Raw genomic sequence first — 25,212 nt, forward strand, 5'->3', positions numbered from 1 at the left:
TCAAGTATTTTACATTGATTTACAAGCCATTTATTAAGATAATTCTCGCTCTAATTTGTAAGATAATTTGGCTTTGTTGAATAAATAGAACTTTTGGGTAATCATCGGAGCAGATCAACACGGTTGTTTCAAAATCAGGTCTCCATGGCAAAACAAAATCTTAAAATCACCAACTGGCCCTCTTATAACAAGGCCCTCAAGCAGCGCGCTTCTTTAACCGTATGGCTAGATGAATCAGCCATTGCTGCATGGACGGAAAAAACACTACTGAATGGCGTGGACGACCGCTCCACTACTCAGATATGACCATCACCACAGTCCTGATGATGAAACGCGTGTTTGGCCTTTCATTGAGGGCTTTACAGGGCTTTGGTGACTCGATTTTTAAACTGATTAAATTGTCGCTCCATTGTCCAGACTATTCACTGCTCAGCAAGCGAGCAAAGACAGTGAACATCAGCATAAAAACGCCAACCCGTGGTGAAATCTCACATCTGCTCATTGATGGAACCGGCCTGAAGGTCTTTGGCGAAGGCGAATGGAAAGTCCGGCAGCATGGTGCCGACAGACGCAGGGTATGGCGTAAGCTGCACCTGGCAGTAGACAGTGTGACGCATGAGATTATCTGTGCGGATTTGTCGCTCAGTGGTACGACTGATGCCCAAGCTCTACCGGCGCTGATAAACCAGACCCACCGGAAAATCAGAGAGGCATCGGCTGACGGCGCTTAGGATACAGTTTACTGCTATGATGCTCTGCTGAGGAAGAAAATAAGGCCGCTTATCCCGCCACGAAGGGGGGCGCAATATTGGCAAGATCGCTACCACGAGCGTAACCCCGCTGTTGCAAATCAGCGCATTAGCGGTAGTAAAGATATCTGGAAAAAGAAAGTGGGCTATCACCGGCGCTCAGTGGCTGAAACGGCCATGTTCCGGTTCAAAAGGCTTCTGGGTGGTCATCTAAGTCTGAGAGACTACGATGGTCAGGTGGGTGAAGCCATGGCCATGGTCAAAGCGCTTAACCTGATCACGCTATTAGGAATGCCGAACAGTATTCGCATCACGTAACAATCGACCCGTATGGGGCGCAGTCGTTACAAGTTCTGATTTATTCAACAAAGTCAGATAATTTAATAAAGTAATATTATGAAACACAGTATCAACTATTATATATATCGGCTATACCGATCGTCTATCTGATTAAATAGGGTCAAAAACCTTACTTATTTTTTGCGATAATCTGTATTATTTTGCTATAGTTAGCGTATGGGTGATGCGGTATGTCGTGTAATCCGCACTCTCCATCAGGATAAATGTGAGCTTATTTCATCACTTAACCCAAGGAGTCACCAACTGTTGTCAGGGTTTTCTATTACGTTCCATCAGCGTTGCAGGTTTCAAAAGCAGGCGGAGGTAATGTGGAATAACAGCATGACGGAGTGAACGATATGGATGAGTACTCACCGAAACATTATGATATTGCCCAACTCCGATTCTTGTGTGAAAATCTCTGTGACGAAAGCATCGCCACATTGGGGGATAGCAGTCATGGCTGGGTCAATGATCCAACATCTGCGATCAATCTCCAATTAAATGAATTGATTGAGCATATAGCTACATTTATTCTGACATTTAAAATAAAATACCCCGATGAAGACGAGCTTTCAAAACGGGTCGAGCAGTATTTAGATGACACCTATGCTTTGTTCAGTAACTATGAAATTAATGGTGCCGAACTGCAACGCTGGCAACGATCTAAAGCCACGTTATTAGGAATGTTCTCACAGGAGAACGTCTGTTCATCTGCTAAATCTTAAGCAATAGATGCTTTTATATTAATTAACCACCAGGTGCTGGTATTGTTTTGATAAAGGTCGCCATGAAAAAAATTGATTATTTGATGCGCTTACGCAAGTGTACAACGATTGACACGCTTGAACGCGTTATCGAGAAGAACAAGTATGAGTTGTCCAGCGATGAGCTGGAAATGTTTTATTCCGCCGCCGATCATCGTTTAGCTGAGCTAACAATGAACAAGCTGTACGACAAGGTCCCTACCGCCGTTTGGAAATACGTACGTTAAATCATTGTGCTTATATCTTGAATAATTCGATTTTCAGCCAGGCAGCAAGCGATAAGATCCTGATGAACATACTCAAGTGAGCGATTCGGGCAAGTGTATGCAGCCAGCGCAGAAGCAAATTGAAGTATCACAGGTATATACCTAAATGATTTAGGGTGAATATCTTACGCCAGCCTCATCGCTGGCGTTTTACTCTCTCCAAGCCATTTGCTTACGTAAATATCACAATTATAAATCACATGCATTGATCTCAATATAGGTTTCTTTTATTGCCTTTTTTTGGTGCAATTCTATTTTACTACCATGAAATCCTTCTACTTATCCCAAAGCAACAATATCTTGTCGTGCTTACCGCCATCATGTTTTTGAGATAAAGACCAACAAAGCACGCTTATCTACGTGCGCTTTAATACCAATAGAGCACCCCATCAGCAATGGAATGTCATCAATAAACGAATGCAATACGCAGAACAGAATGAAGAGAATAAGAATAAAAAAGCGCGGAAAATAAAAAAGGAAATGAATATAAAGGGTGGAGGCCCTGCCAGCTACATCCCGGCACACACGTTTCCTGCTGCGGCTGCTTCCTTCCGGACCTGACCGAGTCCACAGGGTAATGTTGCGGGAGAACCGACAGGGCCTCCATTGATCCGTTGACTCTGCGTGGTACAGAGCGTGGGCATTATCGGGTATGCGCACCTCAATTGCAAGTTGACCGCAGCCAACCGTCGTTTTCTTACTCGATTTCAGTTTCTCGACCGGCGAAACACACGTTTGCAAGCCCTTGCACCTGTGCCACTATGTTGATTCGCCGTAATATTTACAGGAGTAGCGATGGAGCAGGATAACTTTCGCCAGCGCGTTTTTCACATCATCGCAGCCATCCCTTGGGGCATAGGTATCTACACATCATAAAGGGTTAAAAACCACCATAGCGAAGTGGGCAAGTTCTTCCGGGGTATAGTCTGCTAATAACGTCAAGGTATTTAGCAGGATGGATAGTCCGGCAAGCAGCGCTGGGGCGCTTTCTTTACGCCCTCGTTTTTGTTGTCGTCCGGATAATCGGCAAATTAACTGACGGGCTGCCGTATTGTCGTCTCCTTCAGCGCGTTGCAGCCGCCATACCAGCATACATGCCATGCTAGCTATCAATAACCTGCGTAGCAGTGCACCAGCACTGCGCTGAAGCCATTTTTCTACATCATGACCGGCACCTTTCAGCAGCTTAAAAAAGGATTCAATACCCCAGCGCCAGTAATACCAGCGAGCGACTTCCGCGCTGGTGATCTCGTTGCTAACATTTGTGAGCAGCGTCCAGCGTCCGATAAATTTACCGTGAGTATCGGTAAGGCGAACCACAACTATAGCCAACCGACTTAAAAATGATTACAGCCAATGCCCTGATATGTGGAAAAAAAATACAGCTAATTGTTATCAAAATAATGTCGCTTGTCTATAGTAGTTCCGCCATCCCGTCAGATATACCCTGAGTTTGCCGATAACCTGTTCCAGACTGCGGCCTTTGCTGCGCCCGGTTATCTCTCTCAGGCGGGATTTAGCCCGTCTTATCGACTCTGGGGCAATGAGGATCCACGCTTTCCCTTTGCCGGAGCTGATGCTGTAATCCAGAAACTTACGTTCGCACGGTGGCGACACCGCGCTTTTCCGCTCATTAACCTTCAGTTTCAGTCTCTTCTCCAGCCAGTGGGTGATGCTTTCCTTCACACGTTTACCGGCTCTTTCGCTTCTGACGTAGATATAGCAAAGCGACATTATTTTGATAACAATTAGCTGTATTTTTTTTCCACATATCAGGGCATTGGCTGTAATCATTTTTAAGTCGGTTGGCTATAAGTTCAGACTTACGCCCGCCACCATTTCGAATAACCTTCACGACTGGGATAAGGCAAAGGTTGTGCCATAAATGAAAGGAACCGATAATTGCACAGGGAAATAACCTGGAACCTGCTTGGAGAAGTAAAAGGAAAGGATAAAGATGTGATGTTGCGCGGATAAAAATCCAGCGCAACAGGCAGTGTGCCTGTGATCAGATGGTAGAAATGGGTTCATCCTCGCTAGCCGCCAGTTGCAGCTGATACATCTGGTAGTAACGCCCACGACGTTGCAATAATTGCTCGTGCGTACCCTGCTCCACCGTTTCACCATGATGTAGCACCAATATGTTATCAGCCTCGACCACAGTGGAAAGACGGTGCGCAATCACCACCAATGTGGTGTGGCGACGGATAAGACGCAATGCGCGCTGAACCGCTTGCTCAGTACCGGAATCAATGTTGGCCGTCGCCTCGTCGAGAATCAGTATTTTGGGCGGTTTCACCAGCACACGGGCCAGAGAAAGAAGCTGCTTCTGTCCCACAGAAAGCGTATTGCCTTGCTCGCCAATGGTGCTACGTATGCCTTCGGGCAGTGCCGTTGCCAGCGCAGTGAGTTGTACAATCTCCAGCACGCGCCACACTTCATCTTCAGGAATATCACGCCCCAGCGTAATGTTGGCATAAAGTGAATCCGCCAGTACCATGGGGTCTTGTTGCACCATTGCGACATTTTGTCGTAATGCCTGATGGGATAGCGACGTCAGCGGACGGTCATCCAACCGAATCATCCCTTCATCCGGCTGATAATACCCCATCAGCAAACTCGCTAACGTACTCTTGCCGCTGCCGGTGTGCCCCACCAGCGCCACAAAGCCGCGCGCAGGCACCTGAACGCTGATATGGTTCAGGACGCGCTGATTATCCCGATAGGCAAAAGAAACGTTGTCCATCTCGATGCTGCCCGCCGCTAACGGACGTGAATCATCGCCGTAGGACTGCTGCACCGCATCCATCAGTTCAAAGATACGCTCACCGGCCACCACCGCCTGCTGCAACATGGATTGCTGGGTGGTCAGCGCAATCAGCGGCTCGTTAAGACGCCCCAGATAGCTGATAAAGGCATAGAGAACGCCAACGCCTACCGTTCCCACCGAACTAAAACCAAACTGAATCAACAGCCCACACAGCACCATAGCGGAAAACAGGCTCAATAGCGGACGCAGCAGCACGCCATCCAGACGCAGCGTTTGCATCCGCGCCTGAAAATGCGCACGGCTTGAAGCACCCAGCTTCTCACCAAATCGCGACTGTTGGCGAAATTGCTGGATCACGGACATCCCCGAGATCGCTTCATTAAAACCATCGTTAATATCTGCCAGATAACGGCGCAGACGCCGCACAATCGGCGTACTGAAATGCTGATAGATCGCCATCACAATAGCTACTGCGGGGAAGATCATCACGGCAATCAGCGCCATGCGCCAATCGAGTGTGAACATGGCTACCAGCATGGCACCGATCAGAGCCGCGCTGCGCAGCACGGTGGAAACCACGGTGACATACAGATCGCGCACCACCTCGGTATCGTTGGTAACACGGGAAATCAGTTGTCCCACCGGCTGCGTATCAAAGGTACTCAGCGGTTGACGCAACGCAGCATCCATCACATCAATACGCAATTGTTGCACCACCCCTACCGCAACACGGTTGAACAACAGCGATTGCACGTAATGCAATAGTGCGGCGGACAATTGCAGCAGGATATAAACCGCCGCCAAGCACCCTGCCAGAGCCAGAGGAACATTGCCTTTTGCCACCAGGTTATCGATGAAATAGCTTACCAGTGCGGGCCCAGTCACCTCGGCAGCGGCCGCCATCCAGAGCATCACCACGCCCAACATCAGGTATTTCCGCCAAGGGGAACCATACGCCAATAGCCGCTTTAACGTCGGCCATAACCGCTTTGCGTTAGTCAATTATCATCTCTCCCTTGACCGGCTCTTCATCCAGCGCCGCCTCTAACTGCTGATAGCGAAACATGTCGCGATACCATCCGACTTGCGACGCTAATGCGCCGTGGCTACCGCGCTGCGCCACGCTACCCTGCTGTAAAACCAGAATTTCGTCGGCTTCAGTGAGGGCCGAAAGCCGGTGCGCGCTAATAATCAGGGTGCGTTTCTCTCCCCAACGTTTCAGGTTTTGCAAAATATGGTGCTCAGTGCGCCCATCAACCGCCGAGAGCGCATCATCAAGAACCAATATCTCCGCGTCCAACAGCAGCGCACGCGCAATGGCAATACGCTGTTTTTGTCCACCGGAGAGCATCACGCCGCGTTCCCCCACTTGGGTTTCATAACCTTGTGGTAAGCGCGTAATGTCGTCATGGACGCTGGCCAGACGCGCAGCATGTTGAATCTGCGCCAGCGTGGCGCTGGGGTTCCCGAGCGCAATATTGTTCGCCACGGTGTCGGAGAATAAAAAAGGCGTTTGCCCGACCACCGCAAAACGTTGGCGAAGGCTATCCAGATTCAGCGTCGCAAGCGGAAGCCCATGAAAGCGAATCTCACTGTCATCGAGATCGTAATGGCGCAGGATCAAGGCCAACAGCGTGCTTTTACCGGAACCGGTGGGGCCACACAGTCCCAGCATGTTGCCCGGCGCAAGCGAGAACGCCACCCGGTCAAGTACCGGATGCGATTGTTGTGGATAAGCAAAGGCGCGAATATCAACATCAAGGCTACCGCGGCCCTGAGGCAGAAATGCATCGCCGTCTGCCACCACCGGTACTTCATTCAACAGCTGGCGAATACGCCCATAAGCCGCACTCCCGCGCTCCACGATGTTGAACATCCATGCCAGCGCCAGCATCGGCCAAATCATCAGGCCCAGATACATCACGAAACTGGTCAGTTGCCCTAACGTCAACGTCCCCTGAATAATCATCCAACTGCCGCCGCCAACGGCAAGCAAATGCGAGAAACCGACAGCGATATAAATCGTCGGATCGAAACGCGCATCTACCCGGGCCACGTGCATGTTTTTTTGCCCCGCATCCCCAGCCACTGCCGCAAACCGGTTCGACTGATAATCCTCCAACCCAAAGGCCTTAATCATGCGAATGCTGGTCAGGCTTTCTTGCGCCTGATCGTTAAGCAAAGAGAATGCCGCCTGTGCCCCCTTAAAACGCTGATGCAACTGTGTACCATAGTGTTTGATCACCAACGCCACGATGGGCATCGGCAACAACGCCAATAGCGTAAGCTGCCAACTGATTTGGGTATTCATCACCACCAACACCGCACATCCCATTACCATGGAATCCACCAGCGTCAACACGCCTTCACCAGCAGCAAACACCACACGATCGACATCGTTGGTTGCTCGGGCAATCAGATCGCCGGTGCGATGGCGCAGATAAAAGGCAGGATGCTGGCGGCTCAACTGGCGGTAGAAATCGTCGCGCAACTCCACAGCCAACTGGTATGAAGCACCAAACAAAAAGATGCGCCACACATAGCGCAACAGATACACCATAACCGCGATCAGCAGCATCACGCCGATCCATTTCATCACCGTCGCCACGGGCATCACGTCGCGCGTAACACCATCCACAATCACCCCAACCAGCTTGGGTGGCAGCAGTTGCAAGATGGCGATAATAATAAGAAGAACCACGGCCCCGAGGTATCGCAGCCACTCTCGACGAAAATACCAGGCCAATTGAGCAAAAAGTCGCACGCTGTTGTTATTCCATTTTTCAGAAAGGGCTGCGAAACATCACAGGGCCATTATACAGAAAGCTTATGCGCGTCATCATTTATACCCGAAATAATTCGGTTTGCAGGACAAAACCTTAACGTTTTGAACAGCGCTGGCGCTGGCCCGAAAGCAGAATCTCAGAGAGGAGATCCATCATGGCACGATCGGGAGTGCGGTGGTGTGCTTTATCCGCTCCATGGCAAAGCTGGAGGTCACATCAATCAGCCCAGGAATGCCGCTGACCAGACGTTTGTAAAAATTATCATAGCTTTTCATGTCGGCGAGCTGAACCTGCATCAAGTAATCGTACTCTCCCGCCATGCGATAAAATGACAATACTTCAGGCATATCCGACACCACCTGGGAAAATTTTTCATACCAGGCACTGTTGTGTTGCTGCGTTTTTAATAATACAAAAGCCGTCAACCCAAGCCCCAGACGTTCGTTATCCAGCAGCGCAACGCGAGCACGGATGTAGCCCTCTTCTTCCAGACGTTTTAGACGTTTCCAGCAGGGGGTCGATGTCAAATGCACTGCATCGGCCAGCGTTTGCAACGACAAGGTGCAGTCGTGTTGCAACAGGTTAAGCAGCGCACGATCGATTTTATCCAGCATAGCGGCATTCCAGAATCATTTTTCCCCTATTTCACGCGCAACAGAATGAAAAGGCAACCAAAGTGCGGAAAAACCCGCTGATTTTCCTTTTATCATCCTTCGCCAGAGCCATAAAACAGACTAATTTCCATAAAAACCCAATATGGGAGAAAACACCCCCCAATAAAGCAATTAAAAAGAAAAAAACCCCTTTCAACAATCAATTGAAGTTAAAAAAACAACCCTTTTTTTTCCGCAAAACCAGATAGGCTATCCCTATAAATGCAAAACAGGTAAAGAGAGCAATATCATGACAACGGCATGGGTGAAACAGGCCATTAGCGCGATAGAAGCGGATTTTCAGCGTTCAGCCGATACCCATCTGATTCGCCTGACGTTACCGCACTATCCAGGGATTTACTTCTATCTCAAAGATGAAAGCACGCACCCAAGCGGCAGCTTGAAACATCGTCTGGCACGATCGCTGTTTCTTTATGGCTTGTGCAACGGCTGGATTAAGGAAGGCACCCCCATTATTGAAGCGTCTTTCGGCAGCACCACCAGCCCGGCATCCTATTTTGCTCGTCTGTTAGGCCTGCCTTTTATTGCCGTTATGCCCAGTTGTACAGCCAAGCGCAAAGTGGAGCAGATTGCCTTCTACGGTGGACACTGCCACTTCGTTGAGCAATCCAGCCAGATCTATGCGGCATCGGAGCAACTGGCTCGTGAACTGAACGGACACTATAGCCAAGCGACTTAATTTTGATTACACCATATGGACTGAGAACAAAATCTCTGTATCGCAAGCACTCTCTCTTTTTTTGCTTTTTGCTTGTGCCCATTTATGCTCAATGGGGTTAAGATCTGGCAAATATGTAGGCAAATACTCCACCATATACCCTGCCTCGATGATGACTTGTTGAATATTATGTTTTTTGTGAAAAGTTGCATTGTCCATCACGATTACACTGTTTTTAGGGAGTACTGGGATAAGGACTTGTGTGACCCAGGAATAGAAAACATCGCTGTTAATATTGATATCAAATAATCCGATAGCAAACAGCGTTGTGCCTAATAAAGCGCCGATAACATTTGTTCTTCCCTTGGCTCCCCCGTTCTTCAGGCCAAAACACCGTTGACCTTTTGGGGAATAGCAGTGAGTCCGTGGGGTATCGTGTGGAAAACCACTTTCATCAATAAAAACAATAGGCTTACCTTATTTTTTATACTGTTGTATTTTTTGTTGAAATGCTTGCCGGGCGCTTTCGTCGGCTTTCGGATGGCGTAGAGTTTTTTATAGGTCAATCCCAGCTTTTTAAGAGCTTGCCAAATGGCCTTCTGACAAACGCCAAAACGCTCTGCACGTTCTTTTTGGTAAGCATCTGGATATGGTTCAACATCTTTTATCAACTCGGATTTATCGATCTTTCGCTGACGCGTGGTCGATGCTTTTGACGCTATTTGATTAATCCAACGCGATACAGAGGCAGGGCCAATCCGAAATTGCTTCGCTGTTTCTCGGATACTCAACCCTTCTTCTTCCCGTGTAGATATAGCCAAGCGACATTGTTTTGATAACGGCCAGCTATGCTTTTTTGCCGCATATCAGGGCATCTGTTGTAATCATTTTTAAGTCGGTTGGCTATATCACTTTACGTTTAAAATCAATTGAATAGCTCATTTAAATAATGTAATCAAAATTAAGTCGTTTAGCTATATTGATAACACTGCTGTCCTGCCGGACTTTCAGAACGATACAGTTAAGGTAAACAATGGGATAAACCGCATCCAGGGGGCGATTTTGCCATTCAACAACCTGCTCCATAACGGCATCGGTGACCTTCGATACCAGGGCGGGTGAGACATCCGCGTCATACAGTTCTTTGAATGCAGCGGCAATTTCGCGGGTGGTCATCCCTTTGGCATACAACGATAAAATCTGGTTATCCATCCCGGAGAGCCGGGTCTGGTTCTTCTTCACCAGCTGCGGTTCAAAGGAACCATCACGATCACGTGGTGTACGCAGTTCCAGCGGACCATCGCCGGTGCTAACAGTCTTTGTGGAGTAGCCATTGCGCGTGTTAGTTCCAGATTTGGACTGGGGCTTCTCATGCCCGAGGTGATGGGTCATTTCAGCATTAAGGGCAGCTTCAACGCTGATCTCTTTCAGCAGGCGATCAAACTGGTTGAGAGCGTCAGGGGTTTTGAGATTTTTGGCCAGCTCGTTAGCCAGAGTCTGTAACTGTTTTTCGTCCATAAAGTAACCTGCTTTTGATGTTAGATTGAACATATCAAAATCAGGCAATTACACAATCTCGTGTACAGGCTCCTTTATTAGGCACAACGCTGTTTGCTATCGGATTATTTGATATCAATATTAACAGCAATGTTTTCTATTCCTGGGTCACACAAGTCCTTATCCCAGTACTCCCTAAAAACAGGGTAATCGTGATGGACAATGCAACTTTTCACAAAAAACATAATATTCAACAAGTCATCATCGAGGCAGGGTATATGGTGGAGTATTTGCCTACATATTCGCCAGATCTTAACCCCATTGAGCATAAATGGGCACAAGCAAAAAGCAAAAAAAGAGAGAGTGCTTGCGATACAGAGATTTTGTTCTCAGTCCATATGGTGTAATCAAAATTAAGTCGCTTGTCTATATCGTACTGCCCACTACCGAGTCACTTCTTTAAGTTCCCATATTGCATAAAAATTCACCCAACTGCATAATGCACGCATCAACGATCACAACACACGGTGCAGAATGCGTAACTCCACGAAACAGGAAGATTTGGTCAAAGCGTTCAAGGCGCTGTTAAAGGAAGAGAAGTTTAGTTCTCAAAGCGAGATCGTGTTGGCGTTACAAGACGACGGTTTTGAAAATATAAACCAATCAAAAGTATCACGTATGCTGACTAAATTTGGCGCAGTGCGCATGCGCAATGCCAAAATGGAGATGGTCTATTGCCTCCCCGCAGAACTGGGTGTACCCACCACCACCAGCACGCTGAAAAATCTGGTACTGGATGTCGATTATAACGATGCTGTTGTGGTTATTCACACCAGTCCGGGTGCTGCGCAATTGATCGCTCGGTTGCTGGATTCACTGGGGAAATCAGAAGGGATTCTGGGCACCATTGCCGGGGATGACACCATTTTCAGCACGCCAGCACGCGGCTTTAGCGTTAAGCAGTTGTTCGACGCCATTTTGACATTGTTCGAACAAGAACTGTAGCGCCCCACCAAGATTGCTGACGTAGTGACTCACGCCAGATGAAGGTATCTGGCGTGGTGTTGGGTCAAACGGCAGGCAACTCAGCCAATGGCCAACGTGGACGCACGCTCACGCCCAATTCCTGACTTTGATTGTGTAACAGCCTCACACTGCCCGCATAGGCAATCATCGCGCCATTATCGGTACAAAACTCAGGCCGCGCATAAAACACCGCCCCACCCCGTTTAGCCATGATCTCTGTCAGGCGAGCATGCAGCGTGCGGTTGGCACTGACGCCGCCAGCCATCACCAGACGTTTAAAGCCGGTCTCATCCAACGCTCGACGACATTTTATCGCTAACGTATCAACCACCGCATCTTCAAACGAGCGCGCAATATCAGCACGGGTTTGATCATCATTGCCATTGGCGCGAATAGTATTGGCGGCAAAGGTTTTCAAACCAGAAAAGCTAAAATCCAGCCCTTGTCTGTCGGTCATCGGGCGAGGAAAGGTAAAACGTGAGGCATTGCCACGCTGTGCCAGTTTGGACAACATCGGACCTCCCGGGTAATCCAGTCCCAGCAGCTTTGCCGTTTTATCAAAAGCTTCACCAGCGGCATCGTCAACAGATTCTCCCAGCAACCGGTATTCACCGATGCCAGTGACGCTGATTAACTGCGTGTGACTGCCAGAAACCAATAGCGCGACAAAAGGAAATTCCGGCGGATTATCTTCCAGCATCGGAGCCAGCAAATGCCCTTCCATGTGGTGAACCGGAACCGCCGGCACGCCCCAGGCAAATGCCAGCGCACGCCCGACCGTTGCACCGACCAACAATGCGCCCACCAGTCCAGGTCCGGCAGTGTAGGCTACACCATCGATGTCCGATGCGGACAAATCCGCCTCTTTCAGGGCAGCCTGAATCAGAGGAACCGTTTTACGCACGTGATCGCGCGAGGCCAGCTCCGGCACGACACCGCCATAATCAGCATGTAATTTTACTTGGCTATACAGTTGGTTAGCCAATAACCCGGCATCCGTGTCATAAATCGCCACCCCGGTTTCATCACAGGAGGTTTCAATACCCAATATGCGCATCGTTCTACCTAACGTTCGTTGCCACGCAAGCCGACATCCACTTGCTCCATACAACAGATAGTCTACCATTATCGGTTTGGATTTTCTGCTCTGCGTGCGCGTTGGGTGTTTTATGATCGCCGCAATGCTTTACAAGCGCATCACGTTTGCAGTAGAATTCCGCACCATTTTTGAAAAGGCTGGCACAAGGCCAGCACATACCGAATTATTATTAAGGTGAGAGGCACATGCCGGTAATTAAAGTACGTGAAAACGAGCCGTTCGATGTAGCGCTGCGTCGCTTCAAACGTTCCTGTGAAAAAGCGGGGGTTTTAGCTGAAGTTCGTCGTCGTGAGTTCTATGAAAAACCGACAACCGAACGTAAACGCGCTAAAGCTTCTGCGGTGAAACGTCACGCGAAGAAACTGGCTCGAGAAAACGCACGCCGCACTCGTCTGTATTAATTTCTGGAGGCCTGGCCTCCACCGCGTGATTAATCCGCAGACTTGGCAGTTGCATACGAAGGCCGTGCTTTCCGAAAGGAAGTGCGGCTCGTTGTCGTTTATAAGCTATCGTTTATTTGTATTAAAAACAGGGGCTTATGGCTGGACGAATCCCACGCGTCTTTATCAATGACCTGCTGGCACGCACTGATATCGTCGATCTGATCGACGCGCGCGTGAAGCTCAAGAAGCAGGGCAAGAACTTTCACGCGTGCTGTCCGTTTCACCATGAGAAAACCCCGTCTTTCACCGTAAACGGTGATAAGCAGTTTTACCATTGCTTTGGCTGCGGCGCGCACGGCAATGCCATCGATTTTTTAATGAACTACGATCGCTTGGAGTTCGTTGAAAGTATCGAAGAATTGGCATCCATGCACAGTCTGGAAGTGCCTTATGAATCCGGCACGGGCACCACAGCGCTTGAACGCCATCAGCGTCAAAGCCTGTATGAACTGATGGGGCAACTGAGCGAGTTTTATCAACAGGCGTTAAACCAGCCAACGGCAGCCGCCCAAGGTTATCTGGCACAACGCGGCCTGAGTGCGGAAGTGATTCGCCGCTTCGCTATTGGCTTCGCTCCTGCCGGGTGGGACAACGTATTAAAGCGCTTTGGTCGTCACGATGAAGATCGTGAAACCCTGAGCGATGCGGGGATGCTGGTTAAAAATGAGCAAGGACGTACCTATGACCGCTTCCGTGAGCGCGTCATGTTCCCGATCCGCGATAAGCGCGGCCGCGTTATCGCCTTTGGCGGGCGCGTGTTGGGAGACGGATTGCCCAAATACCTGAACTCGCCGGAAACTGAAATTTTTCATAAAGGCCGCCAATTGTATGGCCTTTACGAAGCGCAACAAAATCACACGGAACTAAAACGTCTTCTTGTGGTTGAAGGTTATATGGACGTGGTGGCGCTGGCGCAATTCGGTATTGATTATGCCGTCGCGTCACTGGGCACTGCCACGACCGCAGACCATATTCAAATGATGTTCCGCGTTACCGATCAGCTGGTTTGCTGCTATGACGGTGACCACGCAGGCCGAGATGCAGCTTGGCGCGCCTTGGAAACGGCGCTACCCTATTTGAATGATGGTCGCCAGTTGCGCTTTATGTTTCTCCCTGATGGAGAGGATCCGGATACTCTGGTGCGTAAAGAGGGTAAACAAGCGTTTGAACAGAGGATGGAGCAGGCACTGCCGCTCTCCACGTTCTTGTTTGATACCCTGCAACAGCAAGTGGATATGAGCTCGCCGGAGGGCAGAACCAAGCTCGGAAGAGATGCATTGCCGTTGATTGCTCAGGTGCCGGGAGAAACTCTGCGGCTGTATCTACGTCAACAGCTCGGCAACAAACTGGGGATTCTTGACGATCGCCAACTGGATAAACTGCTGCCAAAAACGGCAGAACAGGCGCAGCCTTACCAGCCGTCCCAACTAAAACGCACAACTATGCGTATACTAATAGGGTTGCTGGTACAAAATCCGCAGTTGGCAGCATTGGTGAAGGCCCCGGAGGGGTTGGCAGCATCGAAGATGGCCGGTGTGCCACTGTTTATTGAGCTGGTGAAAGCGTGCCATGCGCAGCCCGGTTTGACAACGGGGCAGCTTCTGGAGCTTTACCGGGAGAATAAATCAGGCTCACAGCTTGAAACCATGGCAACTTGGAACCACATGATCGTTGAGGACAAGGTAGAAGAGACGTTTATCGATACCTTGACTACCCTGTATAACCATATGTTAGAGGAGCGGCTGGAATCATTGATAGCACAGTCACGTTTGCGGGGGTTGACCGCAGAAGAACGTAACGAGGTGCACATGCTGAACCAGGCGCTTACAAGAACGAACTGATTACAGAGGCTTAATTGCCGATAACCAGCAGGGTGAAGCCCTACCAAAGCCGCTAGAAGGGGCTGCGGCGAGAAGAAGAAATACCCCAAATGTTATTGTTGGCTATACCCAATAGCTTTCAACGAACAGGCGAGCGAAAGGCACCTGCATCGTGAAAGATGACCGGTATAATTATGCCGACCGACACCAACCTAATACTCTGAAGTGTGGATACTGTCTTATGGAGCAAAACCCGCAGTCACAGCTGAAGCTACTTGTCACCCGTGGTAAGGAGCAAGGCTACCTGACCTATGCTGAGGTCAATGACCATCTGCCGGAAGATATCATCGATTCCGATCAGATCGAAGACATCATCCAAATGATTAATGACATGGGCATCCAGGTGATGGAAGAAGCACCGGATGCGGATGACCTGCTGTTGGCAGAAACTACGTCTGACACTGATGAAGATGCCGCAGAAGCTGCTGCTCAGGTGCTCTCAAGTGTAGAGTCCGAAATTGGGCGTACTACCGACCCGGTACGCATGTACATGCGTGAAATGGGCACCGTTGAGTTACTCACCCGCGAAGGTGAAATCGACATCGCCAAGCGGATCGAAGACGGTATCAACCAGGTTCAGTGTTCTGTTGCCGAATATCCTGAAGCGATCACTTATCTGTTGGAACAATACGATCGCGTCGAGGCCGAAGAAAGCCGCCTTTCCGATCTGATCACCGGGTTTGTCGATCCTAACGCCGAAGAAGATCTTGCGCCTACCGCAACCCACGTCGGCTCTGAATTGTCCAGCGAAGAGATGGACGATGACGATGATGACGACGAGGAGAACGAAGACGACGACGATGCAGAAGAAGACAACAGCATCGATCCAGAGCTGGCACGTCAGAAATTTACCGAGCTGCGTGAACAGCACGAAGTCACACGTCAAACAATCAAAGCCCATGGCCGTAACCACGCTAAGGCCGCGGAAGAGATCCTGAAGCTCTCTGACATTTTCAAGCAGTTCCGTTTGGTGCCGAAACAGTTCGATTTCTTGGTCAACAGCATGCGTACCATGATGGATCGCGTTCGCACGCAAGAGCGTTTGATCATGAAACTCTGCGTTGAACAGTGCAAAATGCCGAAGAAAAACTTCGTCACGCTGTTCACCGGTAACGAAACCAATGACACCTGGTTCTCCGCCGCCAAAGCCATGAACAAGCCTTGGAGCGAGAAGCTGGTTGAAGTGGAAGAAGACGTGCAGCGCAGCTTGCAGAAGCTGCATCAGATCGAAGAAGAAACCGGCTTGACTATCGAGCAGGTGAAAGACATCAACCGTCGCATGTCGATCGGTGAAGCCAAAGCACGCCGCGCCAAGAAAGAGATGGTCGAGGCGAACCTGCGTCTGGTGATTTCTATCGCCAAAAAGTACACCAACCGCGGTCTGCAATTCCTAGATTTGATTCAGGAAGGTAACATCGGCCTGATGAAGGCCGTAGACAAGTTTGAATACCGTCGTGGCTATAAGTTTTCTACTTATGCCACTTGGTGGATCCGTCAGGCGATCACTCGTTCTATCGCCGATCAGGCGCGTACCGTCCGTATTCCTGTTCACATGATCGAAACGATTAACAAGCTGAACCGTATTTCGCGTCAGATGTTGCAGGAAATGGGCCGTGAGCCGACGCCAGAGGAACTTGCCGAACGCATGCTGATGCCGGAAGACAAGATCCGCAAGGTGCTGAAGATCGCTAAAGAGCCGATCTCCATGGAAACACCGATCGGTGATGATGAAGATTCACATCTGGGCGACTTCATCGAGGACACCACGCTGGAACTGCCGCTGGACTCTGCAACGTCAGAGAGCCTTCGTTCAGCCACCCACGATGTACTGGCTGGCCTGACGGCGCGCGAAGCCAAAGTACTGCGTATGCGTTTCGGTATCGACATGAACACCGACCACACGCTGGAAGAAGTGGGCAAACAGTTCGACGTTACGCGTGAACGTATTCGTCAGATTGAGGCCAAGGCGCTGCGCAAGCTGCGTCACCCAAGTCGTTCTGAAGTGTTGCGCAGTTTCTTGGATGATTAACAGCATCTAAATGGAAATAGGAAAAAGCCCTCAACATTGGGGGCTTAATGAGATGGTCACCCCCACCCTGTGAGCGGTACGCTAACAGGGTGTTTTTCTTTCTGAAGGGGATCATCATGCAAAACGTTACACTTATTGGTATCGATCTCGGTAAATATTCCTTCCACGTTCACTGTCAGAACGAAAAAGGTCATGCGCTGCTGCGTAAAAAGTTTTTCCGCACTCAGCTGATTCATTTTCTTGCATCCTGCAAGGCGGCGAGCGTGGTGATGGAGTCCTGCGGCGGTGCACACTTCATGGCTCGCCGAGTCGCTGATTTAGGCTATGAGGCAAAGTTGATTTCCCCACAGTTCGTTCGCCCTTTTGTTAAGAGTATAGCCAAGCGACATTATTTTGATAACAATTAGCTGTATAGCAAAGCGACTTAATTTTGATTACACCATATGGACTGAGAACAAAATCTCTGTATCGCAACCACTCTCTCTTTTTTTGCTTTTTGCTTGTGCCCATTTATGCTCAATGGGGTTAAGATCTGGCCAATATGTAGGCAAATACTCCACCATATACCCTGCATCGATGATGACTTGTTGAATATTATGTTTTTTGTGAAAAGTTGCATTGTCCATCACGATTACCCTGTTTTTAGGGAGTACTGGGATAAGGACTTGTGTGACCCAGGAATAGAAAACATCGCTGTTAATATTGATATCAAATAATCTGATAGCAAACAGCGTTGTGCCTAATAACGCGCCGATAACATTTGTTCTTCCCTTGGCTCCCCCGTTCTTCAGCCCAAAACACCGTTGACCTTTTGGGGAATAGCCGTGAGTCCGTGGGGTATCATCTGGAAAACCACTTTCATCAATAAAAACAATAGGTTTACCTTCTTTTTCATACTGTTGTATTTTTTGTTGAAATGCTTGCCGGGCGCTTCCGTCGGCTTTCGGATGACGTAGCGTTTTTTTATAGGTCAATCCCAGCTTTTTAAGAGCTTGCCAAATGGCCTTCTGACAAACGCCAAAACGCTCTGCACGTTCTTTTTGGTAAGCATCTGGATATGGTTCAACATCTTTTATCAACTCGGATTTATCGCTCTTTCGCTGACGCGTGGTCGATGCTTTTGACGCTATTTGATTAATCCAATGCGATACAGAGGCAGGGGCAATCCGAAATTGCTTCGCTGTTTCTCGGATACTCAACCCTTCTTCTTCCCGTGTAGATATCACTTTACCTCTAAAATCAATTGAATAGCTCATTTAAATAATGTAATCAAAATTAAGTCGTTTAGCTATATTTTTTGCCACATATCAGGGCATTGGCTGTAATCATTTTTAAGTCGGTTGGCTATAACAAGAACGATTTTGTTGATGCAGAAGCTATCTGCGAAGCAGCTTCCCGCCCCTCCATGCGCTTTGTAAAACCCCGCACGGAAGACCAGCAGGCAATGGCTGCCCTACATCGGGTCCGTGGCTCGCTGATACGGCAACGCGTTAAAACCACCAACCAGATGCACGCTTTTTTACTGGAGTTCGGTGTCAGTCTGCCTCGCGGTATTGCCGTGATACGGCGTCTGGCCGCGGTGCTGGAAGAAAATGACTTCCCACCTTATCTGGCAAGGGCTCTGAGCAGACTTCACAGCCAGTATATTTACCTCAACGGGGAAATTGATGAAATCGATAAGGAACTGAAAACCCACCTTGCGGAGGATGAAACTGCCCAACACCTGCTGACCATTCCCGGCGTCGGGCCGATAACAGCGAGCCTGTTAGCCACCCCCCTGGGGGATGGTAAAAACCATGCCAGCAGCCGTGATTTTGCGGCTTCGACAGGTCTGGTTCCCCGCCAGTACAGCACGGGTGGGAAGACGACACTGATGGGCATCAGCAAGCGGGGTGACAAGAATCTACGACGGCGGCTGGTGCAATGCGCGCGGGTGTTTATGCAGCGGCTGGAACACAACCCATAGGTATCTACACATCATAAAGGGGGCTTTGTTGAATAAATCAGAACTTGTAACGACTGCGCCCCATACGGGTCGATTGTTACGTGATGCGAATACTGTTCGGCATTCCTAATAGCGTGATCAGGTTAAGCGCTTTGACCATGGCTTCACCCACCTGACCATCGTGGTCTCTCAGACTTAGATGACCACCCAGAAGCCTTTTGAACCGGAACATGGCCGTTTCAGCCACTGAGCGCCGGTGATAGCCCACTTTCTTTTTCCAGATAGCGTTACTATCGCTAATGCGCTGATTTGCAACAGCGTGGTTACGCTCGTGGTAGCGATCTTGCCAATATTGCGCCCCCCTTCGTGGCGGGATAAGCGGCCTTATTTTCTTCCTCAGCAGAGCATCATAGCAGTAAACTGTATCGTAAGCGCCGTCAGCCGATGCCTCTCTGATTTTCCGGTGGGTCTGGTTTATCAGCGCCGGTAGAGCTTGGGCATCAGTCGTACCACTGAGCGACAAATCCGCACAGATAATCTCATGCGTCACACTGTCTACTGCCAGGTGCAGCTTACGCCATACCCTGCGTCTGTCGGCACCATGCTGCCGGACTTTCCATTCGCCTTCGCCAAAGACCTTCAGGCCGGTTCCATCAATGACCAGATGTGAGATTTCACCACGGGTTGGCGTTTTTATGCTGATGTTCACTGTCTTTGCTCGCTTGCTGAGCAGTGAATAGTCTGGACAATGGAGCGACAATTTAATCAGTTTAAAAATCGAGTCACCAAAGCCCTGTAAAGCCCTCAATGAAAGGCCAAACACGCGTTTCATCATCAGGACTGTGGTGATGGCCATATTTGAGTAGTGGAGCGGTCGTCCACGCCGTTCAGTAGTGTTTTTTTCCGTCCATGCAGCAATGGCTGATTCATCTAGCCATACGGTTAGAGAAGCGCGCTGCTTGAGGGCCTTGTTATAAGAGGGCCAGTTGGTGATTTTAAAATTTTGTTTTGCCATGGAGAGCTGATTTTGAAACAACTGTGTTGATCTGCTCCGATGATTTGTACTAGCTCAGACCTGATCTGACAGTTACTGATTATTTATACAGGTGTCTATCAGATTACATCTGGTTCAGATTCTTTTCTGCCCAGATCCGTTTTCCATCGAGTAAAGTGGCCATCGGCGTACGCTCGCAGCACATTTTTCCCTGATGAGTTCGCTCATTATTGTAATGCCACAACCAGTTGTCCAGATCTACCTGCAGGCTTTCCAGGTCTCCATATAACTTCTTGCGGAACGTAACCTGATAAAAATCCTGCAAAATGGTTTTATGGAAGCGCTCGCAGATGCCGTTCGTTTGCGGAGACATCGCCTTCGTTTTCGTATGCTCGATATCGTTGATAGCCAGATAAAGCTGATAATCATGCTGCTCCACTTTACCACAGTACTCCGTACCCCTGTCGGTCAGTATTCTCAGCACCGGCAGTCCCTGAGCCTCGTAGAACGGGAGTACGCTATCATTGAGCAGGTCGGCGGCGGTGAGCGGTGTTTTATTCGTATACAGCTTGCAGTGCGCCACTTTCGAGTACGTATCCACGAACGTCTGCTGGTAGATACGGCCCACCCCCTTCAGATTGCCCACGTAGAAGGTGTCCTGCGAGCCCAGATACCCGGGATGTGCCGTCTCGATTTCACCGCAGGCCTCATCATCGTGCGCCTTCTTCTCCAGGGCTGCGATTTGAGCGTCGGTAAGGACAATGCCTTCTCTGGCGACCTTTTCCTCAAGCGCCTTCAGGCGTTTACGGAAGTTCTCCAGGTCGTGTCGTTGCCAGATGGAGCGCACGCCGCTGCCGGAGATAAACACGCCTTTTTTACGCAGCTCATTACTGGTCCGGTGCTGCCCATGGGGCGGGAACTCAATAGCATAATCAACAACCGTGCGTTCAGTGGTTTCGTCGGCGCGGTTCTTCAGGTTCGGAACCCGGCGGTTCTGGTTAACCAGCGCATCAATGCCGCCTTCAGCAGCCAGTTCCTGATAACGGTAAAATGTATCGCGTGACACGCCCATGCTCTTGCAGACTTTTGATACGTTACCGAGTTCTTCGGCGAGATTGAGCAGGCCGGCTTTGTGTTTGATAATGGGATTGTTAGTATAAAGCATGAGAGTTACCTCGCGTTTTGTTTAAGGATTAGACACCCATATCAAAACCGGTAACTCTCAACCTTTCAAGGTCCAGTGTCAGATCTAGTCGCGACTAATACAGATGATTACCCAAAAGTTCTATTTATTCAACAAAGCCCATAAAGGGTTAAAAACCATCATAGCTAAGTGGGCAAGTTCTTCCAGGGTATAGTCTGCTAATAACGTCAAGGTATTTAGCAGGATGGATAGTCCGGCAAGCAGCGCTGGGGCGCTTTCTTTACGCCCTCGTTTTTGTTGTCGTCCGGATAATCGGCAAATTAACTGACGGGCTGCCGCATTGTCGTCTCCTTCAGCGCGTTGCAGCCGCCATACCAGCACACATGCCATGCTAGCTATCAATAACCTGCGTAGCAGGGCACCAGCACTGCGCTGAAGCCATTTTTCTACATCATGACCGGCACCTTTCAGCAGCTTAAAAAAGGATTCAATACCCCAGCGCCAGTAATACCAGCGAGCGACTTCCGCGCTGGTGATCTCGTTACTAACGTTTGTGAGCAGCGTCCAGCGTCCGATAAATTTACCGTGAGTATCGGTAAGGCGAACCACAACTAATCTGAGTGTCAGAGCTACGCCTGGCTGAACTTTCACTCGCCGTCCGGTGTTCTTGTCTTTCCGCTTCGGTTTTGCTGTTCGCGTTATGATCACGGATGTTTCCCCGATCTCCATATTGGCTTTTTTCCCTTTCCAGCCAACCTGTCCGTTTGCGATAAATGGCAGATCGTCTGCAATTTCACCAATTTTACGGGTGTCACCGCCCCACTCAGCCCGATGCCCTTCCTTTCCCCGGATAAGCCAACATATTCCCCGGGAGCTTAATGTGCGCATATGCCCGATAGAGTCACCTTCACGGTCAATGAGATGAACTAACTTCTTCCCGGTATCAAGAGACTCAACGCGGGCGATATCAGCCGTCAAAGCATCCATATGAGTCAGACTCTCAGACAAGCCCTCGGTTAGCGTTGAACGACAACCCGCCCTATCGGTTAGAGTTTGAGACAGGGGCGCTATTGGTAAACCATTTGCAGCATCAAGCAGTAGTCTGGTTTGTAGTTCATAACCGACGTCGCCACCATGCGTCATTTTCAAACGTTCTTCTTTCCCATTGTGGGTACGAAACTGTAAATGAGACCAGTCGTGAACGACGGGAGCGTATGGATGCGGGCTAAGTGCAACCTGCCGGAGAGCCAGCGAAATAATCGGTTCATTGAGCTGACTGAAGCTAATACGTTCATTATTAAAAAAACGCCAAACGGCCTGAGTAGTGGCGAATGTTGTTTTCTGCGCGCAGGCAAGGTCTTTAACGGCTGACGCCAATGGTGCTGCAGGAGTCATGTGTTGCTTAACCAGACGCTGATAACGCCGGTTAAGGCGGGCATCAATCCCGCCGATGGATAAGTTGAGATCATGCAGCAACGTAATAGCAGATATTGCAAAAGATGTGTAGATACCTATGAACACAACCCAGGGCGTCTGGCAGAGTGGGCTATAAAGCAGCTTGTCAGCCATCACTCGAATGTAGTGGCGTGTGCGCTGGTGAACAAACTTGCGCGGATAGCTTGGGCGGTGACAGTCCATCAGGCGGCGTTCAGCAAATAAAAGAGCCACCGAAAAAAATCGCTGGCTCAGTGAGTTAACAGATTACTTTCTGGTTTTGCGACGACAGATAATTGATGACATGAACGGCATATCGGCCTGCTGATGAACCTGACATAAAAAATGGCTCTATGAAGCCGAGGGCTTCTTAAGGTTCGGCAGGTGTGGAACTCATCGTGGCGCGGGCATTAATGCCCACCAGACGCCGAATAGATTTACGCAAGCCCATCATAAATCAAAATCTGTGTTGCAAAAACGGGGGTGACCATAGATTTTTATGGTAATTATAACGATAACAACGGGCTAGGCTGCATACAAAACCAGCATACGGGCAACGTTGCTCTAGACCTGCCCCGCCATGTTACCGTATAATTCACGCCCACATGGCCCCTTAGCTCAGTGGTTAGAGCAGGCGACTCATAATCGCTTGGTCGTTGGTTCAAACCCAACAGGGGCCACCATATAAAACAGGGAGTTACGTTAATAGCGTGACTCCTTGATTTTTTGTAGGATACCCATAGGATACCGCAGCCAGGTACCAGCAAGTATTAGAAAGGCCTCATGAGCGACCTTAATGTATGTGCCACCTGACAATATCCGGTTACATATGGGGAGACTTAATGTTTCATCCTACGAAAAAAAGCCTCTCCTTGACTTCATAGGTATCTACACATCATAAAGGGTTAAAAACCACCATAGCTAAGTGGGCAAGTTCTTCCGGGGTATAGTCTGCTAATAACGTCAAGGTATTTAGCAGGATGGATAGTCCGGCAAGCAGCGCTGGGGCGCTTTCTTTACGCCCTCGTTTTTGTTGTCGTCCGGATAATCGGCAAATTAACTGACGGCTGCCGCATTGTCGTCTCCTTCAGCGCGTTGCAGCCGCCATACCAGCACACATGCCATGCTAGCTATCAATAACCTGCGTAGCAGTGCACCAGCACTGCGCTGAAGCCATTTTTCTACATCATGACCGGCACCTTTTAGCAGCTTAAAAAAGGATTCAATACCCCAGCGCCAGTAATACCAGCGAGCGACTTCCGCGCTGGTGAGCTCGTTGCTAACGTTTGTGAGCAGCGTCCAGCGTCCGATAAATTTACCGTGAGTATTGGTAAGGCGAACCACAACTAATCTGAGTGTCAGAGCTACGCCTGGCTGAACTTTCACTCGCCGTCCGGTGTTCTTGTCTTTCCGCTTCGCTTTTGCTGTTCGCGTTATGATCACGGATGTTTCCCCGATCTCCATATTGGCTTTTTTCCCTTTCCAGCCAACCTGTCCGTTTGCGATAAATGGCAGATCGTCTGCAATTTCACCAATTTTACGGGTGTCACCGCCCCACTCGGCCCGATGCCCTTCCTTTCCCCGGATAAGCCAACATATTCCCTGGGAGCTTAATGTGCGCATATGCCCGATAGAGTCACCTTCACGGTCAATGAGATGAACTAACTTCTTCCCGCTATCAAGAGACTCAACGCGGGCGATATCAGCTGTCAAAGCATCCATATGAGTCAGACTCTCAGACAAGCCCTCGGTTAGCGTTGAACGACGACCCGCCCTATCGGTTAGAGTTTGAGACAGGGGCGCTATTGGTAAACCATTAGCAGTAGGCTGGTTTGTAGTTCATAACCGACGTCGCCACCATGCGTCATTTTCAAACGTTCTTCTTTCCCATTGTGGGTACGAAACTGTAAATGAGACCAGTCGTGAACGACGGGAGCGTATGGATGCGGGCTAAGTGCAACCTGCCGGAGAGCCAGCGAAATAATCGGTTCATTGAGCTGACTGAAGCTAATACGTTCATTATTAAAAAAACGCCAAACGGCCTGAGTAGTGGCGAATGTTGTTTTCTGCGCGCAGGCAAGGTCTTTAACGGCTGACGCCAATGGTGATGCGGGAGTCATGTGTTGCTTAACCAGACGCTGATAACGCCGGTTAAGGCGGGCATCAATCCCGCCGATGGATAAGTTGAGATCATGCAGCAACGTAATATATAAAAACGACATTATTTTGATAACAGTCAGCTATGCTTTTTTTACCGCATATCAGGGTATCTGTTGTAATCATTTTTAAGTCGGTTGGCTATACTTCGAACCGGACAACCGGGAATGGGCAACGAGTGAAATTGGCCGACCGCCATTCGATGTGTCCGGGCTGGCCTACCTGCTCCACGGCATAGGGTCATTCGGCAAGCGTCACATGCAGGAATCAACCCGCAGGACGTTGGAGGGAATGGTAAGAGATGGGATGCTGGAAAAGTCCACCAGCTACGAACGGCGGCAGGATACGACACAGGGTGCGGCGGATTCTGCGGGCGTTTGGTGTAACTGTTCCCGCTACGGTCTACCCGGATCTGGTATGGTGGTGCGCGATGAAGACGGGAAGCGTGAGCCTATCGACGGGGAAGCGGTGCGGGTTGGTTAGCGCCGTGGCGCGGGTTTCTTCCACTGGTATTCCGGCGCATTCATCCGCTGGCGATGACGTTTTTTGGCTGCC

General features: G+C 49.5%; 21 protein-coding genes, 1 tRNA gene, 1 other RNA gene and 9 pseudogenes. 15 read left to right on the forward strand and 17 right to left on the reverse strand.

Going from position 1 to position 25,212, the window contains the following annotated elements:
* Positions 1 to 144 precede the first annotated feature (144 nt).
* From ACD630_RS03465 to ACD630_RS03475, 3 genes and pseudogenes are all read left to right on the forward strand, one after another.
* A pseudogene (locus ACD630_RS03465) lies at positions 145 to 1,067 on the forward strand (IS5 family transposase).
* Positions 1,068 to 1,447: 380 nt separating this feature from the next.
* Positions 1,448 to 1,816: an Hha toxicity modulator TomB gene (gene tomB / locus ACD630_RS03470; protein ID WP_430358136.1), complete on the forward strand. Its 369-nt coding sequence runs from the start codon at positions 1,448 to 1,450 to the stop codon at positions 1,814 to 1,816.
* Between the two features lie 62 nt (positions 1,817 to 1,878).
* Positions 1,879 to 2,082, forward strand: coding sequence for an HHA domain-containing protein (locus ACD630_RS03475; protein ID WP_195315224.1), 204 nt, complete (start codon positions 1,879 to 1,881; stop codon positions 2,080 to 2,082).
* Positions 2,083 to 2,621: 539 nt separating this feature from the next.
* On the opposite strand, the gene ffs is transcribed toward ACD630_RS03475, so the two are convergent.
* The 7 genes and pseudogenes from ffs to ACD630_RS03510 form a co-directional block, all read right to left on the reverse strand.
* An RNA gene (gene ffs, locus ACD630_RS03480) (signal recognition particle sRNA small type) lies at positions 2,622 to 2,718 on the reverse strand.
* Between the two features lie 273 nt (positions 2,719 to 2,991).
* Positions 2,992 to 3,453 (reverse strand): hypothetical protein, encoded by a 462-nt coding sequence (locus ACD630_RS03485; RefSeq protein WP_430358137.1) that lies wholly within the window; start codon positions 3,451 to 3,453, stop codon positions 2,992 to 2,994.
* A 132-nt stretch (positions 3,454 to 3,585) separates the two neighbouring features.
* Positions 3,586 to 3,855, reverse strand: a pseudogene (locus ACD630_RS03490) (group II intron reverse transcriptase/maturase); the annotation flags it as partial.
* Positions 3,812 to 3,976: a hypothetical protein gene (locus tag ACD630_RS03495; protein ID WP_430358138.1), complete on the reverse strand. Its 165-nt coding sequence runs from the start codon at positions 3,974 to 3,976 to the stop codon at positions 3,812 to 3,814. The pseudogene ACD630_RS03490 and the gene ACD630_RS03495, both read right to left, overlap by 44 nt.
* A gap of 153 nt (positions 3,977 to 4,129) precedes the next feature.
* Entirely contained in the window at positions 4,130 to 5,893 is a 1,764-nt protein-coding gene (locus ACD630_RS03500; RefSeq protein ID WP_430358139.1) for a SmdB family multidrug efflux ABC transporter permease/ATP-binding protein, read from the reverse strand.
* Entirely contained in the window at positions 5,886 to 7,655 is a 1,770-nt protein-coding gene (locus ACD630_RS03505) for a SmdA family multidrug ABC transporter permease/ATP-binding protein (protein ID WP_430358140.1), read from the reverse strand. The genes ACD630_RS03500 and ACD630_RS03505 overlap by 8 nt, the downstream gene beginning before the upstream one ends.
* Positions 7,656 to 7,829: 174 nt before the next feature.
* Complete coding sequence (locus ACD630_RS03510) at positions 7,830 to 8,291, reverse strand: Lrp/AsnC family transcriptional regulator (RefSeq protein WP_430358141.1); 462 nt, start codon at positions 8,289 to 8,291, stop codon at positions 7,830 to 7,832.
* Positions 8,292 to 8,580: 289 nt separating this feature from the next.
* Here ACD630_RS03510 and ACD630_RS03515 point away from each other — a divergent pair.
* A pseudogene (locus tag ACD630_RS03515) lies at positions 8,581 to 9,015 on the forward strand (pyridoxal-phosphate dependent enzyme); the annotation flags it as partial.
* 21 nt (positions 9,016 to 9,036) lie between these two features.
* On the opposite strand, the gene ACD630_RS03520 reads toward ACD630_RS03515, so the two are convergent.
* The 3 genes and pseudogenes from ACD630_RS03520 to ACD630_RS03530 all read right to left on the reverse strand — a co-directional run.
* Complete coding sequence (locus ACD630_RS03520; RefSeq protein WP_430359875.1) at positions 9,037 to 9,477, reverse strand: transposase; 441 nt, start codon at positions 9,475 to 9,477, stop codon at positions 9,037 to 9,039.
* Positions 9,390 to 9,830 carry an IS630 transposase-related protein gene (locus tag ACD630_RS03525; RefSeq protein ID WP_430358142.1) on the reverse strand — a complete coding sequence of 147 codons (441 nt, stop codon included), beginning with the start codon at positions 9,828 to 9,830 and terminating at the stop codon, positions 9,390 to 9,392. Before ACD630_RS03525 ends, ACD630_RS03520 begins: the two co-directional genes overlap by 88 nt.
* A gap of 157 nt (positions 9,831 to 9,987) precedes the next feature.
* Positions 9,988 to 10,527, reverse strand: a pseudogene (locus tag ACD630_RS03530) (IS256 family transposase); the annotation flags it as partial.
* Between the two features lie 161 nt (positions 10,528 to 10,688).
* Between ACD630_RS03530 and ACD630_RS03535 the strand changes: the two are divergent.
* The 3 genes and pseudogenes from ACD630_RS03535 to argR form a co-directional block, all read left to right on the forward strand.
* Positions 10,689 to 10,808: pseudogene (locus ACD630_RS03535) on the forward strand (transposase); the annotation flags it as partial.
* Between the two features lie 29 nt (positions 10,809 to 10,837).
* Positions 10,838 to 10,969, forward strand: coding sequence for a hypothetical protein (locus ACD630_RS03540; RefSeq protein WP_430358143.1), 132 nt, complete (start codon positions 10,838 to 10,840; stop codon positions 10,967 to 10,969).
* A gap of 71 nt (positions 10,970 to 11,040) precedes the next feature.
* Entirely contained in the window at positions 11,041 to 11,511 is a 471-nt protein-coding gene (gene argR / locus ACD630_RS03545) for a transcriptional regulator ArgR (RefSeq protein ID WP_430358144.1), read from the forward strand.
* Between the two features lie 64 nt (positions 11,512 to 11,575).
* Here the strand turns inward: argR and tsaD are convergent, their stop codons facing one another.
* Positions 11,576 to 12,589, reverse strand: a complete 1,014-nt coding sequence (gene tsaD / locus ACD630_RS03550) for a tRNA (adenosine(37)-N6)-threonylcarbamoyltransferase complex transferase subunit TsaD (RefSeq protein ID WP_430358145.1) — start codon at positions 12,587 to 12,589, stop codon at positions 11,576 to 11,578.
* Between the two features lie 227 nt (positions 12,590 to 12,816).
* Between tsaD and rpsU the strand changes: the two genes are divergently transcribed.
* The 4 genes and pseudogenes from rpsU to ACD630_RS03570 all read left to right on the forward strand — a co-directional run.
* Positions 12,817 to 13,032, forward strand: a complete 216-nt coding sequence (gene rpsU / locus ACD630_RS03555; RefSeq protein WP_001144069.1) for a 30S ribosomal protein S21 — start codon at positions 12,817 to 12,819, stop codon at positions 13,030 to 13,032.
* Between the two features lie 137 nt (positions 13,033 to 13,169).
* A complete protein-coding gene (gene dnaG / locus ACD630_RS03560; protein ID WP_430358146.1) occupies positions 13,170 to 14,915 on the forward strand; it encodes a DNA primase in 1,746 nt (581 codons plus the stop codon).
* A 220-nt stretch (positions 14,916 to 15,135) separates the two neighbouring features.
* Positions 15,136 to 16,983: an RNA polymerase sigma factor RpoD gene (gene rpoD / locus ACD630_RS03565; protein ID WP_430358147.1), complete on the forward strand. Its 1,848-nt coding sequence runs from the start codon at positions 15,136 to 15,138 to the stop codon at positions 16,981 to 16,983.
* A gap of 116 nt (positions 16,984 to 17,099) precedes the next feature.
* Positions 17,100 to 17,357, forward strand: a pseudogene (locus ACD630_RS03570) (IS110 family transposase); the annotation flags it as partial.
* 60 nt (positions 17,358 to 17,417) lie between these two features.
* Here ACD630_RS03570 and ACD630_RS03575 read toward each other — a convergent pair.
* Positions 17,418 to 18,239 carry an IS630 family transposase gene (locus ACD630_RS03575; protein ID WP_430358148.1) on the reverse strand — a complete coding sequence of 274 codons (822 nt, stop codon included), beginning with the start codon at positions 18,237 to 18,239 and terminating at the stop codon, positions 17,418 to 17,420.
* Between the two features lie 92 nt (positions 18,240 to 18,331).
* Between ACD630_RS03575 and ACD630_RS03580 the strand changes: the two are divergent.
* Positions 18,332 to 18,940: pseudogene (locus ACD630_RS03580) on the forward strand (IS110 family transposase); the annotation flags it as partial.
* An 85-nt stretch (positions 18,941 to 19,025) separates the two neighbouring features.
* Here the strand turns inward: ACD630_RS03580 and ACD630_RS03585 are convergent.
* The 3 genes from ACD630_RS03585 to ACD630_RS03595 all read right to left on the reverse strand — a co-directional run bounded on the left by ACD630_RS03585 (position 19,026) and on the right by ACD630_RS03595 (position 22,542).
* Positions 19,026 to 19,943: an IS5 family transposase gene (locus tag ACD630_RS03585; protein WP_430358149.1), complete on the reverse strand. Its 918-nt coding sequence runs from the start codon at positions 19,941 to 19,943 to the stop codon at positions 19,026 to 19,028.
* A gap of 103 nt (positions 19,944 to 20,046) precedes the next feature.
* The gene (locus ACD630_RS03590) at positions 20,047 to 21,087 is read right to left on the reverse strand and encodes an IS481 family transposase (RefSeq protein WP_430358150.1); all 1,041 of its coding nucleotides are present in this window, start codon (positions 21,085 to 21,087) and stop codon (positions 20,047 to 20,049) included.
* A 120-nt stretch (positions 21,088 to 21,207) separates the two neighbouring features.
* Complete coding sequence (locus ACD630_RS03595) at positions 21,208 to 22,542, reverse strand: hypothetical protein (RefSeq protein ID WP_430358151.1); 1,335 nt, start codon at positions 22,540 to 22,542, stop codon at positions 21,208 to 21,210.
* 39 nt (positions 22,543 to 22,581) lie between these two features.
* Between ACD630_RS03595 and ACD630_RS03600 the strand changes: the two are divergent.
* Both ACD630_RS03600 and ACD630_RS03605 read left to right on the forward strand, forming a co-directional pair.
* Positions 22,582 to 22,725, forward strand: a pseudogene (locus ACD630_RS03600) (IS110 family transposase); the annotation flags it as partial.
* Between the two features lie 382 nt (positions 22,726 to 23,107).
* Positions 23,108 to 23,183, forward strand: a tRNA-Ile gene (locus ACD630_RS03605).
* Positions 23,184 to 23,556: 373 nt separating this feature from the next.
* On the opposite strand, the gene ACD630_RS03610 is transcribed toward ACD630_RS03605, so the two are convergent.
* Together ACD630_RS03610 and ACD630_RS03615 are read right to left on the reverse strand one after the other, a co-directional pair.
* On the reverse strand, positions 23,557 to 24,243 hold the full coding sequence (locus ACD630_RS03610; RefSeq protein ID WP_430358152.1) for a transposase: 687 nt from the start codon (positions 24,241 to 24,243) through the stop codon (positions 23,557 to 23,559).
* 59 nt (positions 24,244 to 24,302) lie between these two features.
* Positions 24,303 to 24,701 carry a hypothetical protein gene (locus ACD630_RS03615; protein ID WP_430358153.1) on the reverse strand — a complete coding sequence of 133 codons (399 nt, stop codon included), beginning with the start codon at positions 24,699 to 24,701 and terminating at the stop codon, positions 24,303 to 24,305.
* A gap of 100 nt (positions 24,702 to 24,801) precedes the next feature.
* Here ACD630_RS03615 and ACD630_RS03620 point away from each other — a divergent pair.
* Positions 24,802 to 25,140, forward strand: a pseudogene (locus tag ACD630_RS03620) (hypothetical protein); the annotation flags it as partial.
* Positions 25,141 to 25,212 lie beyond the last annotated feature (72 nt).

The organism is Symbiopectobacterium sp. RP, assembly GCF_050472005.1.
Lineage (GTDB): Bacteria > Pseudomonadota > Gammaproteobacteria > Enterobacterales > Enterobacteriaceae > Symbiopectobacterium.

Excerpts from the sequence above, each read along its gene's own strand:
- tomB (WP_430358136.1), top strand. The coding sequence starts at position 1,448 with ATGGATGAGTACTCACCGAAACATTATGATATTGCCCAACTCCGATTC.
- ACD630_RS03475 (WP_195315224.1), top strand. The coding sequence starts at position 1,879 with ATGAAAAAAATTGATTATTTGATGCGCTTACGCAAGTGTACAACGATT.
- ACD630_RS03510 (WP_430358141.1), bottom strand. The coding sequence starts at position 8,291 with ATGCTGGATAAAATCGATCGTGCGCTGCTTAACCTGTTGCAACACGAC.
- ACD630_RS03540 (WP_430358143.1), top strand. The coding sequence starts at position 10,838 with ATGGGCACAAGCAAAAAGCAAAAAAAGAGAGAGTGCTTGCGATACAGA.
- argR (WP_430358144.1), top strand. The coding sequence starts at position 11,041 with ATGCGTAACTCCACGAAACAGGAAGATTTGGTCAAAGCGTTCAAGGCG.
- tsaD (WP_430358145.1), bottom strand. The coding sequence starts at position 12,589 with ATGCGCATATTGGGTATTGAAACCTCCTGTGATGAAACCGGGGTGGCG.
- rpsU (WP_001144069.1), top strand. The coding sequence starts at position 12,817 with ATGCCGGTAATTAAAGTACGTGAAAACGAGCCGTTCGATGTAGCGCTG.
- dnaG (WP_430358146.1), top strand. The coding sequence starts at position 13,170 with ATGGCTGGACGAATCCCACGCGTCTTTATCAATGACCTGCTGGCACGC.
- rpoD (WP_430358147.1), top strand. The coding sequence starts at position 15,136 with ATGGAGCAAAACCCGCAGTCACAGCTGAAGCTACTTGTCACCCGTGGT.
- ACD630_RS03575 (WP_430358148.1), bottom strand. The coding sequence starts at position 18,239 with ATGAGCTATTCAATTGATTTTAGAGGTAAAGTGATATCTACACGGGAA.
- ACD630_RS03585 (WP_430358149.1), bottom strand. The coding sequence starts at position 19,943 with ATGGCAAAACAAAATTTTAAAATCACCAACTGGCCCTCTTATAACAAG.
- ACD630_RS03590 (WP_430358150.1), bottom strand. The coding sequence starts at position 21,087 with ATGCTTTATACTAACAATCCCATTATCAAACACAAAGCCGGCCTGCTC.